The sequence below is a fragment of the Comamonas odontotermitis genome, from assembly GCF_040396735.1.
Lineage (GTDB): Bacteria > Pseudomonadota > Gammaproteobacteria > Burkholderiales > Burkholderiaceae_C > Comamonas > Comamonas odontotermitis_C.
Window position 1 is genome coordinate 1 of sequence record NZ_JBEBNZ010000052.1, and the last position, 11,534, is coordinate 11,534.

Below are 11,534 nucleotides of genomic sequence, written 5' to 3' on the forward strand. Positions count from 1 at the left end.
TGGCGGGCCTCAAGGCCAGCACCGCCACCTGGAAGCTGATTGCCGCCGACATGCCCATCGGCCTGTTCGTGCCTGATGGCAAGGACGCCGAAGGCCGCGACCAGTGGGAGGCGATTGCCAACGGCGAGCACGGCGTGCCCAAGGGGCGCGAGCTGGAGATGGCGCGCCTCTTGAAGGGCATCAAGGACGCAGGCATCCACAACGTGGTGTGGCTCACGGCCGATGTGCACTACACCGCCGCCCACCACTACAGCCCCGAGCGCGCGCAGTTCAAGGATTTTGCGCCGTTCTGGGAATTCGTCTCCGGCCCCCTCAATGCAGGCGGCTTTGGGCCGAACGAGGCGGACAAGACCTTCGGCCTTGATGTCGTCTTCCACAAGGCACCGCCCAAGGCCAATTCAGCCCCGAGTGAGGGCTACCAGTTCTTCGGCCAGCTCGATATCGACCACAGGAGCCGTGCGCTCACCGTGGTGCTCAAGGATTTGAACGGCGCCTCGCTCTATACCAAGACGCTGGAGCCGCAGCAGGCCTGAGCGCCGCCCGCCCACTACCGACACGCCTTCCAGGAAAGCCGCAGATGCCATGGGCGCTGCGGCTTTTCCTTTTACGCCGCCGTCACCACTGGCACAACTTGCACGACTGCCGCCTGCGCGTCAGCCCGCCAGTCGCTCAAACGACAAGCGCCGCGCCTGACCGTCTCTATTCTCGTCAGCATCCCCGCACAGGAGACAAGTCCATGGCAACTGCGCAGCACACGTCCGAACATGTGGATGTGCTCATCATCGGCGCCGGCGTTTCAGGCATCGGCTCGGCCTACCACCTGAAGGAACAGCACCCCGGGCGCAGCTTTGCCGTGCTTGAACGCAACCCCGGCCACGGCGGCACCTGGTGGACGCACCGCTACCCGGGCGCACGCTCGGACAGCGACCTCTTCACCTACGGCTACCGCTTCAAGCCCTGGCGCGGCACGGCCATTGCCACCGCCGACGAAATCCGCAAGTACTTGACCGATGTCATCGAAGAGAACCAGCTGGCGCCCTATATCCGCTACCAGCACCAGATGACCGCCGCCAGCTGGTCCACGCAGGAGCAGCAGTGGACGGTGACGGTGCGGCTGCTGGACAGCGGCGCCGAAAAAACCATCACCACCCGGTTCCTCTGGCTGTGCCAGGGCTATTACGACCATGAAAAGCCTTTCACCCCGCACTGGCCGGGGCTGGAGAACTTCCAGGGCCGGATCGTGCACCCGCAGCTGTGGCCGCAGGACCTGGACTACCATGGCAAGCGCGTCGTGGTGATCGGCTCGGGGGCGACGGCGGCCACGCTGATTCCAGCCATGGCGCCCGATGCAGGCCATGTCACCATGCTGCAGCGCACACCGACCTTCTTCCTCTCGCGCCCGCGCAGCCACCCGCTGGAGGCGCCGCTGCGCGAGCTGGATCTCCCCGACGAGTGGGTGCACGAGATCCTGCGCCGCGCCCACATCTCCCAATCGACCAAGTTTGCGCACATGGGCAAGGAAGACCCCGAGGCCCTGCGCAAGCGCCTGCTCGATGACATCCGCGCACGCCTGCCCGACGGCTTTGATGTGGATAAGCATTTCAACCCGGCCTACCGCCCCTGGCAGCAGCGCATCGCCGTGGTGCCCGACGGCGACATGTTCGACGCCATCAACAGCGGCAAGGCCTCGGTGGTGACCGATGGCATCGAGAATTTCGACGCCCGGGGCATCGTGCTCACATCGGGCGAGCGGCTCGATGCCGACATCGTCGTCAGCGCCACGGGCTTCAACCTCAAGCTGTTTGACGATGTGCCTTTCACCGTCGACGGCGAGCGGGTCGATTTCAGCCAGCGCGTGCCGTACCGGGGCGTCATGATCAATGGCCTGCCCAACATGGCCTATGTGATGGGCTACTTCCGCTTTGGCTGGACCTTGCGGGTCGAACTGGTGAGCGACTGGGTATGCCGCATGCTCGCGCACCTCGACCAGACGGGCAAGCGCTCGGTCACCGCCACCCTGCGCCCGCAGGATGCAGACATGGCGCTGCAGCCCTGGTGCGATGCCAGCAACTTCAACCCCGGCTACATCACGCGCTCGCAGCATCTCATGCACCGCAGCGGAGACCGCGAACCCTGGACGCACCTGCACGACTACGACCAGGACCGCGACACCCTGCCCCAGGTCAGCCTGCACGAAGACGTGCTCGTCTACCGCTGAACCTCTGCGCTCCCCCCGCCACCGCCGACAAGGACACCCCAGCCATGCCCCTCGAACCCGGAATTGCCGCCATCGTGCAGATGGTCAAGGACGCCAATGCCAAACCCCGGTGGGAAGGCACGCCGCAGGAAGGCCGCGACAGCTACCTCGCCTTCACCCATGGCACCCGCACGCCCGAGCAGACCGTGCCCGTCTCCCGGGTGGAGGACATCCACATCCCCGGGCCGGCGGGTATCCTGAAGGCCCGCATCTATCGCCCCGCAGGCACCGGGCCTTTTCCGACCATTGCGTACTTCCACGGAGGCGGCTGGGTGATTGGCGATCTGGACACCCACGACAACATCTGCCGCTCGCTCTGCAAGGGCAGCGTTGCCGTGGTCGTCTCGGTGGACTACCGCCTGGCGCCGGAGCACCCCTTTCCCGCAGCGGTGGAAGATGCCGTGGCCGCCACGCGGTGGATACAGGCCCAGACTGCTGGCCTGGGCGGCACCCGTGCCGTGGGCATAGCGGGCGACAGTGCAGGCGGCAACCTCGCAGCCGCCGTCTGCCAGTTGTTGCGCGGCACAGCGCCCGCACTGCAGGCCCAGTTCCTGATCTACCCGGCGCTCGACCATCTGCAGGCAGGCCACCGCTCCATCGACGAGAACGGCACCGGCTACCTGCTCGAAAAACGCAGTATGGAATGGTTCTACGGCCACTATGCCGGGGGCAGCACCAGCAGCGGCGATGCGCGCCTGTTTCCGCTGCAGGCAAGAGATCTGTCGGGCCTGCCGCCTGCTCTCATCGTGACTGCCGAATACGATCCGCTGCGCGATGAGGGCGAAGCCTATGGCCGCGCCCTGCAGGTTGCCGGTGTTCCCGTGGACACGCGGCGCTACGACGGCATGATCCATGCATTCTTTGACATGGGCCGCTGGTCTACGGGCGCGCAACAGGCCATCGATGAAAGCACCGCGCAGTTTGGCCACATGTTGCGGCCCTGAGTGAACCCCAGAAAAAACCGAATGCCCCCCACCACCGAAACCCTGGTCGACGCCATCGACCACCTGGTGCTCACCGTGCACAGCATCCCGCGCAGCATTGCCTTTTACGAACGGGTTCTGGGCATGAGGGCGAGAGAGTTCAAGCCCGGCCGCCACGCGCTGCACTTTGGCAGGCAAAAGATCAACCTGCACGAGGTCGGTAGAGTGGTCGACCCGAACGTGAAGCATGCCACTCCAGGTTCTGCCGATCTGTGCTTTCTCACCCGCATGCCGCTGGCCGATTTCATCGCGCACCTGCAGCGCGAACAGATTGCCGTCGTGCAGGGGCCGGTGCGTGCCACGGGCGCACAGGCAGTGCTGCAATCCGTCTATTTCTACGACCCCGATGAGAACCTGATCGAGGTGTCCAACGAAGTGGACTGAAAGCCGCTAATCCAAGAGGCTACGCCCGCCTGACGGCGGCATCACACCAGCGCTGCACTACAGCGGGCGAGGTCATGCACACCACATCGAGCGTCTTGGTCGTCACCGCACGCTCCAGCAGCTGGATGTCGGCCTCATGCTGGCGGGCCACATGTGGGTCTTCAAAAAAGATGGCGCGCTGGCAGCGGCCTTCCAGCACCAGATCGGCAATCTGCGCGTCGCCCCCCAGCGGGCCGCTGTTGTAGCGGTCCACCCAGGGTGTGCCGGCGGGCCAGCCTTTGCTCCAGGCCATTTCGTTGAGCTTTTGGCCCGTGGTGCCCGTGCCTACGCGGCGGCTGTAGCGCGAAAGCAGCTCGAAATTCGCCGCCGCAAACGCCAGCATGGCGGGCTTCATCGCATCGTGGGCAATCAGCGCCAGGGTCTGCGATGCATAGCTGTGTAGGTTGTCTGCATGGCGGTCGCGCGGCAGACCGGCGTGGATGCGCTCCATCTCCACCCAATCGCGCGCACTCGCCACCGTCGAAATAAATGGCTTGCCGTGGATCACGCACTGGCGCTTGAGCGCCAGCGCCTCGGGGAAGATGGAGGAAGGATCGACCGGATCGGTCAGGTAGATGGCACCGTCCAGCACCCGGCCTTCGCCGGGCATGCCCACCACTTCGGCCACCAGCTTCATCAGCCCGCCTTCGCGCCCGTAGGGGTAGCGCACCAGGCCTTTGTGGCCCTTGAGCATCTCGGCAGCGGCAATCGCGTCATAGGTGCGGCCCACGGCATGAAAGCCGATATTCAGCTCGCGGATGCCTTGTTCGCAAGCGCGCAGAAAGGTGAACAGCGCCGCATCATCGCTGCGGTGGTGCAAACGGTTGGCAGCAAGGCCCAAAAGCATGGTCAGTCCCGTGGTGTGGCAAGTGAGGGGAAAGCATAGCGCCAAAACCATGCCAGGGCTGTGACGGCAACAGCGGACAGGCGCCCCAACACTATTGAATCAATAGCTGTATGCGCTTAACCAGCTTGCGCCAAAGGCATTTTTATCGATTACTGGCTGCACCATCCGCCCATTGCTGCGCCGTCTGCAGGCGCGCACGCGGGCCAAAACTGCTGGTGGTGCTGAGGGTGATGTTGTGGTGCGCAATCACCTGTTGCGGGGTAACGGCGGCATTGCCACAGGTGGCGTGTGCGTCTTCCACCAGCACCACCGGGTAGCCGTGGCGCAGCGCGGCGCGGGTGGTTACATCCACGCAGTACTCGGTGTGCATGCCGCAAATCACCAGCTCCTGCACACCCAGGCCCTGCAACGTGGGCAGCAGATCGGTTTTCCAGAAGGCATCGCCCGTGGTCTTGTTGCTGCGCAGATCGGCGCCCTCCACCTGCAGGCCCTGCGCCAGCTGCCAGCCGGGCGTGCCGGGTTCAAGCCCCGGCTCTGCGTGCTGCACCCAGATGACGGGCATGCCTGCCGCCCGCGCCGCTGCGGTCACTTGGTTGATACGGGCAATCAGCCCTGCGCAATCCCAGGCAGCCCCAGGGCCTTCGCACAGCCCTTGCTGCACATCAATGACGAGAACGGCGGTACGAGACATGGGCATTCCTGCGGGTGAGTGGCACAACCAGCCTGGATTCTAGGGATCCTCCGTAAACCCCTCGCCAGATGGGATGGACGCGGGCCTGCACCCAAGCTGTTGCCCCTGCGGCAAAGCCGCTAAGCTATGCACATGGTCGCCAAACCCCTTGTTTCCGCCACTCTGCCCCATCCACCGGCTGCAGCGCGTCGCGCGCGGGCGGTGCTCGGGCAGCTCAGCGACATGGATCTGCGCCTGCTGCAGGTCTTCAAAAGCGTGGTGGAATGCGGCGGCATGTCGGCCGCCGAGCTGGAGCTGAACATCGGCACCTCCACCCTCAGCCGCCACATGAAAGACCTGGAGACCCGGCTTGGCATGGTGCTGTGCAGACGCGGGCGCGCGGGCTTTGCGCTGACGCCGGAGGGCCACCAGGTCTACGAGGCCACCTTGCAGCTGCTCGGCGGGGTCGATCTGTTTCGCAGCCGCATCGACGACATCCACGCGCGCATGGGCGGCAACCTGGAAATCGCCGTGTTCGACAAGACGGTGAGCAACCCGCAGGCGCAGATTCACCGCGCAATTGCCCGGTTTCGTACCGTGGCGCCCGATGTGAACCTGCAGCTGCATGTCAGCTCCATCAACGCCATCGAGCGCGGGCTGATGGACGGGCGCTTTCATGTTGGCATCATCCCCGCGCACCGCAGCTCGGCCAGCCTGGTGTACCGCGACCTGTTTGGCGAAACCATGCAGCTGTACTGCGCCGCCGGGCATGACCTGTGGCACAAGCCCCACGACAGCCTCGACTGGGAGGCCCTGCGCCACTACCCCTTTGCCGGGCTGGGCTACCACTCGCCCAACATGGAGCTCTCGCACAGCGTGCGCCTGCCCCGCGCAGCCACGGGTTTTGACCAGGAATCGATTGCAACCCTGATTCTGTCCGGGTGCTTTCTGGGCTTTCTGCCCGACCACTACGCCGCCCGGTTTGAAGAGCAGGGCCTGATGCAGGCCGTGGGCCCCGACCGCTTCCACTACCAGTGCCAATTCGTCGCCATGTGGCGCCTCTCGCCCGCCCCCAGCCGCGTGGCGCAGGCCTTTATCGACTGCCTGCTCCAGGCCCACACAACACCTGCGTAAGCTGCTATCAAATTAACTTATCCACAGAAGTGCGCTTCCCGGTGTGTATTTTTTTCTCCGAGGGAGATCAAAGGGAGTTGATCCCGCAACGGCCCGAACATTGCACAAAATTATCCACAGGCTGATTGCACATCTTGGACTGCAACGGGTGGGGGCGTTTGGCCGCCAAGTGCGAAAATCCCGAGAAATCTAGGAAGCATCCGCCGTCTGTCTACAACCAGGTATTAGTCTCTCCAGAGACATGGTGCTGGCTTAGATCAAGCCATGTTGCGAATCAAAGAATGCTTCTGGGTATAAGCCCAGTGTCGGCTCTGGGTCAATAGCACCAGTTCAAACGTGAAAGCGGTCCCTTGGCCTGTGTCAGAGTCCAATGGCTGCTTCGAGACGTAGAGTAGCCTACAAGAACGAATCACTCCGATGACAGCTTTTGGTAGCACCAGTCATTGACCCTGCTGAGTTGACAGAATGCAATCGACAGCAGCCAGGCCTGCAGCCAGAAATAGAAAGAGCTCCCAATTTAAAATTTGGGAGCCCCATTCGGTATTTATGTACTGATCTTACTAGTATGACCCACCAAATTCTACTTATTTAGTGAGTGACCGATATTTGAATTAAAGCCTATTTCATGCAGAGAGGTGCGCTGCAATTTTCCGAGTATGTGGCGGGGCCAGTGTGCAGCATCAAATTAACACCAAGCTGAGTGAGTGCAGTCCAGATTGGCACCAATATAGTTTTATTACTTCCTCCGCCGACCACAGCTCCACTCTTGCAAACACCGCCATGTGCTGAACTGCCTGCAATCACAATACCTAGAGCTCCGGAGGCATTTAAATCGTATGCAGGTCCACCGGAGTCTCCTACGATGGCACACGCATTTGTTTCAATTATATTGTATATGATTGAGGGTATTCCCCAGCTGCTCGATACTTGTGCCCATGTGGATGGATTAGTAATAGTTCCACAGGTTTCCCCTGACGGAAAACCGGTCTTGCACATTTGATTATTTTTAATCGGAGAAACTATGATTCTAATCGGCTTGTTGTACCGTCCCCAGGCGTAGTCGTAGTAAGTGTTGAATTTTCCTGAGTTTCCATATCTGGTAACGTAAGGAAGGTAGGTGACTCCTGGCTGCATCGTGACTCGAGCATAATCATTTCCATTACCCCAGCCATTTGAGCTGAATCCAGTTACTCCAATCGGCACGTAGGATAATGATGACTGCGCAAAGAGACGAACACTATCCCCCGCATTAACACAATGACCGGCAGTTAGAAATCCGTTGGTCCCATTGGCATTTATGATTGAAAACCCGATTGTGCAATTGGGCCCACTACCCTTAGAAATTGGCAACCCCCCCGTAACATCCACGCCGCCAAGCTTAAGATATCCCAATGCCTCATCTTCGTTTTTTTTTATGGCCTTGGTGTCTTGTTGTTGTATAGTGAGAGCATCCGCTTCATCTTTCAAGAATTTTATATTAATTTTATGTTTATTTTGAATTGACTTTAATTCTTCTCTGAATTCCGATGTGTCATCGATAGCTATCTTCACGACAAAATTATCAGTTTCAGGTTCGTAATAGCCACTGCGGACTGATTTGGCCAGCCGCTCCTTTTTAATGAGGGTTTCAGCAATTATTTTATTGATTTCGCTTACTTCATTTTTGTTAAATCTATTGTTTTCCAGCTGGACCATTTCATATTTTTTTATCGAATAAATATGCCTGATGTCGCCCGAGGTTAAGTTTTTTACGTATATTTTAAGTCTAGGCACCCCTGCACTGGAATTGTCTAGCGATGACTCTAAAAGGCGATCTGAAAAATATTCGGATAACTCGTTATTTATCTCGACAATTTCGGTAGATGCATTTATATGCTTGATAATTTGCTCATCTGAAATTTCTTTATTTCCGTTTCGTAAGAGATTTTCTTTAACGGCCTCGTATAGAGGGCTTCCTGGTGGATAGGTTGAAATACCTTGTGCATTTACAATGCCGCTAATCAAAAAAGCAACGGAACTCAAAACAATACTTTTTTTGAACATTTATCATCTCCCAAGTTGTAGCTTCTTAAAAAGCCAACTTCAATTTACCATTCCCCTATCATATCTGGGGGTGTGATCATATTTTTTGTTGATGGATCGCATGCACATGCGAAAAATATTTATAGGGATGCGATCCTGAATTATCAGATTCTTCCCTTTGGCTTACATAGGTATGATTTTTATTGATTCTATAGAATCGCAAACTGGCACTGTCGGGCCATACTCGACGCCTCTTATTGATCTTTCCCCTGCGCACGAAGGTGTCCACACCTGACTGCAACCTGCTGTCGCAAGCCGCCCTCTGTCAAAGCCAACAATGGCCCGCACATGAGCCTATACCTATGATGGACTTGGCAAAACCAATGAAACCCCGTCCCTTTTGATGCGCGCGCAGCTCCCCGAGCCCCCTATTCAGCGCTACCATCGCAGCCGAGGCATACACCGTTGCCCCTCCGTCCCTTTTCGGGGTTTTGGCCGTTTATCAATCTAGGAGCTGTTGGCGCTTGCTGGTGTTGGGTTTTGGCTGTTTTCTGGCTTTAAATTCAATAAGGATGCGCGCTGGCAGCTATGGTTTTTTTGGATACCGCTGTGTCTGATTCCGTGCAACGCCCCGCTTCGCCTCCGCCCCGCCCCAAGGCCCGTGCCACGATTGCCGATGTGGCGCAGGCGGCGCAGGTCTCCAAGGCTTCGGTGTCGCGCTACCTCAATGGCCGCACTGACATCCTGGCACCCGACATGGCCGAGCGCGTGCAGCAGGCGATTGCCCAGCTCAATTACCGGCCCAGCCCCATGGCGCAGGCGCTCAAGCATGGGCGCACGCGCCTCATCGGGTTGGCGGTGGCCGATGTCACCAACCCGTTCTCCGTGGCGGTGCTGCAGGGGGCCGAGAAGGCCTGCCAGGCCGCGGGCTACCTGCTGGTGCTGTTCAACCTGGGCAACGAGGCTGGCCGCGAGCGCGATGCCATGCACGCGCTGTCGGCCTACCAGCTCGACGGCATGATCCTCAACCGCGTCGAGACCAGCGCCCAGTTGTGGCACGACGCGCAGTTGCACGGCAAGCCCATCGTGCTGGTGGATCGCTTCATGGAAGGCATGGACGCCGATTTCGTAACGGTAGACAACCCCGGCGTCATCCAGCTCGCGCTCGACCATCTGCAGGCCCAGGGTTTTGACGAGGTTTTGCTGGTGACCGAGCCGATTGCAGGCGTCAGCTCCCGTACTGCCCGCCAAGAAGCGTTTTTGCGCTATTTAAGCCATAGCAAGGTACTGCAGGGATCGGTGTGGGAGAGCACGGCCCACAATGGCCAGCAACTGCAGCAGCAGCTGGCGCAATGGCAGAAGGCCGCCGTGCAGGCAGGCCGCAAGCCTGCCGTGCTGGCCGGCAATGGCGTTGCCAGCCTGCGGGCGGCCAGCGCCATCCAGGCCCTGGGCTGGGTGCCCGGGCAGGAGCTGGGCGTGATCGGCATTGACGAAACCGACTGGGCCGCGCTAGTGGGCCCGGGCCTCACCACGGTGGCCCAGCCGACCGATGCGCTGGGCCAGGCCGCCGCCCAGTGCCTGATCGAGCGCATTCAGGGCAAGCACATCCCGGCGAGGAAGATCGAGTTACCGGGCACCATCATCGCGCGCGGCTCTACCGCATCTCCAAGACGTTGATTTTTATCAAATCCTGAAACTGTTACGAGGCATTCTAGGGGAAACCCTAGTAACCAAACCGTAACCCGCGATTACACTCTGCTCACTGAAACCGGTTTCAAAGCGTCGCATCGCCATGAACTACACGTTCCAATTCGACCAGGTGCTGGCCGCCTGGCCCCAGCTTTTGCAGGGCACCTGGGTCACGATCCAGTTGTCCTTTCTGGCCATGGCCATGGGCCTCGTGGTCGCCATCGTCTGCGCCTGGGGCAAGACTTCGGGCCCGGCGCCGCTGCGCTTTGTGATCAACGCCTATATCGAGCTGATCCGCAACACGCCGTTTCTGGTGCAGCTGTTTTTCTTCTTCTTTGCGCTGCCCACCATCGGCCTGCGCTGGTCGCCGCAGACCGCCGCGCTCGTGGCGATGGTGGTGAACCTGGGCGCATACGCCACCGAGATCATCCGCGCCGGTATCGAGTCGATTCCCAAGGGGCAGATCGAGGCAGGCCTAGCGCTGGATTTGAAGCGCTGGGAGATTTTTCGCTTTGTCATCTTGAAGCCCGCGCTCAAGACGATCTACCCAGCGCTCACCAGCCAGTTCATTTTGCTGATGCTGAGCTCGGCCGTGGTGTCGGTGATCTCGGCGGATGACCTGACCTCCGTCGCCGCCAACATCCAGTCCGAAACCTTCCGCAGCTTCGAGGTGTACATCGTCGTCGCCATCATCTATCTGGCGCTGTCGCTGGCCTTCAACCTGCTGTTCAAGCTCATCTACCAGATGTTCCTGAACTACCCCGACCGCCGCTGAGGAGAACAAACATGCGTACTTTTGGTTGGTCCGAGCTGTGGTTCATCGTGGAAGCGGCCAAGTGGACGGTTGCGCTGTCTGCCATCGCCTTCATCGGAGGGGCGCTCGTGGGCCTTGTCGTGGCGCTCTCGCGCACGTCTGACAATCGGCTGGCGCGCGGCGTCGCCACGTTCTTCACGCAGATTTTTCAGGGCACACCGCTGCTGCTGCAGCTGTTTCTGGTGTTCTTCGGTGCGCCGATCCTGGGTTTTGAGATCAATCCCTGGGTGGCAGCTGCCGCCGCGCTGATTCTCAACAGCGGCGCGTTCCTGGGCGAAATCTGGCGCGGCTGCATCCAGGCTGTGCCGCGCGGCCAGTGGGAAGCGGCCGATGCGCTGTCCCTGTCGTACTACTGGCGCATGCGCGCCGTGGTGTTGCCGCAGGCCATGAAGATTGCCGTGGCGCCCACCGTGGGCTATCTGGTGCAGATCATCAAAGGCACGTCGCTCGCCGCCATCATCGGCTTTACCGAGGTGACGCGCGCCGGCCAGATTATCAATAACGCCACCTTCCAGCCGATGGTGGTGTTCGGTGTCGTGGGCGCCGTCTATTTCATTCTGTGCTGGCCACTGTCGCTGTGGGCTGGCCGCCTGGAAAAGCGCCAAGCAAGATGAACTCCCCCCTGAGTCGCTACGCGCCTTCCCCTCAAGGGGACGACGCCCTCGCTGCGGGGCGGCCCTTGCTCGGCGTCCCGC

General features: G+C 60.1%; 11 protein-coding genes. 8 read left to right on the top strand and 3 right to left on the bottom strand.

Translation table 11 applies throughout. The annotated features are described in order from the left end of the window. From ACH2DG_RS20470 to ACH2DG_RS20485, 4 genes are all read left to right on the top strand, one after another. Positions 1 to 533: alkaline phosphatase D family protein (locus ACH2DG_RS20470; RefSeq protein ID WP_395028406.1), on the top strand; the 533-nt coding region annotated here is incomplete at its 5' end. A gap of 203 nt (positions 534 to 736) precedes the next feature. Continuing rightward, positions 737 to 2,218 carry a flavin-containing monooxygenase gene (locus ACH2DG_RS20475; RefSeq protein WP_395028408.1) on the top strand — a complete coding sequence of 494 codons (1,482 nt, stop codon included), beginning with the start codon at positions 737 to 739 and terminating at the stop codon, positions 2,216 to 2,218. Positions 2,219 to 2,262: 44 nt separating this feature from the next. Continuing rightward, a complete protein-coding gene (locus ACH2DG_RS20480; protein WP_395028410.1) occupies positions 2,263 to 3,201 on the top strand; it encodes an alpha/beta hydrolase in 939 nt (312 codons plus the stop codon). Positions 3,202 to 3,222: 21 nt separating this feature from the next. After that, complete coding sequence (locus ACH2DG_RS20485; protein ID WP_395028411.1) at positions 3,223 to 3,624, top strand: VOC family protein; 402 nt, start codon at positions 3,223 to 3,225, stop codon at positions 3,622 to 3,624. A 19-nt stretch (positions 3,625 to 3,643) separates the two neighbouring features. On the opposite strand, the gene ACH2DG_RS20490 is transcribed toward ACH2DG_RS20485, so the two are convergent. Together ACH2DG_RS20490 and ACH2DG_RS20495 are read right to left on the bottom strand one after the other, a co-directional pair. Then, positions 3,644 to 4,510, bottom strand: a complete 867-nt coding sequence (locus ACH2DG_RS20490) for a methylglyoxal synthase (protein ID WP_395028413.1) — start codon at positions 4,508 to 4,510, stop codon at positions 3,644 to 3,646. A gap of 142 nt (positions 4,511 to 4,652) precedes the next feature. Beyond that, entirely contained in the window at positions 4,653 to 5,201 is a 549-nt protein-coding gene (locus tag ACH2DG_RS20495; protein ID WP_395028415.1) for a cysteine hydrolase family protein, read from the bottom strand. A 132-nt stretch (positions 5,202 to 5,333) separates the two neighbouring features. On the opposite strand from ACH2DG_RS20495, the gene ACH2DG_RS20500 reads away from it, so the two are divergent. Beyond that, on the top strand, positions 5,334 to 6,314 hold the full coding sequence (locus ACH2DG_RS20500) for a LysR family transcriptional regulator (protein WP_395028416.1): 981 nt from the start codon (positions 5,334 to 5,336) through the stop codon (positions 6,312 to 6,314). Positions 6,315 to 6,932: 618 nt separating this feature from the next. Here ACH2DG_RS20500 and ACH2DG_RS20505 read toward each other — a convergent pair. Beyond that, on the bottom strand, positions 6,933 to 8,357 hold the full coding sequence (locus ACH2DG_RS20505) for a S1 family peptidase (RefSeq protein ID WP_395028418.1): 1,425 nt from the start codon (positions 8,355 to 8,357) through the stop codon (positions 6,933 to 6,935). A gap of 588 nt (positions 8,358 to 8,945) precedes the next feature. On the opposite strand from ACH2DG_RS20505, the gene ACH2DG_RS20510 reads away from it, so the two are divergent. The 3 genes from ACH2DG_RS20510 to ACH2DG_RS20520 all read left to right on the top strand — a co-directional run bounded on the left by ACH2DG_RS20510 (position 8,946) and on the right by ACH2DG_RS20520 (position 11,453). Then, positions 8,946 to 10,013, top strand: a complete 1,068-nt coding sequence (locus ACH2DG_RS20510) for a LacI family DNA-binding transcriptional regulator (protein ID WP_395028419.1) — start codon at positions 8,946 to 8,948, stop codon at positions 10,011 to 10,013. A gap of 115 nt (positions 10,014 to 10,128) precedes the next feature. Continuing rightward, positions 10,129 to 10,800 carry an amino acid ABC transporter permease gene (locus ACH2DG_RS20515; RefSeq protein ID WP_395028421.1) on the top strand — a complete coding sequence of 224 codons (672 nt, stop codon included), beginning with the start codon at positions 10,129 to 10,131 and terminating at the stop codon, positions 10,798 to 10,800. An 11-nt stretch (positions 10,801 to 10,811) separates the two neighbouring features. Beyond that, positions 10,812 to 11,453: an amino acid ABC transporter permease gene (locus ACH2DG_RS20520; protein ID WP_395028423.1), complete on the top strand. Its 642-nt coding sequence runs from the start codon at positions 10,812 to 10,814 to the stop codon at positions 11,451 to 11,453. Positions 11,454 to 11,534 lie beyond the last annotated feature (81 nt).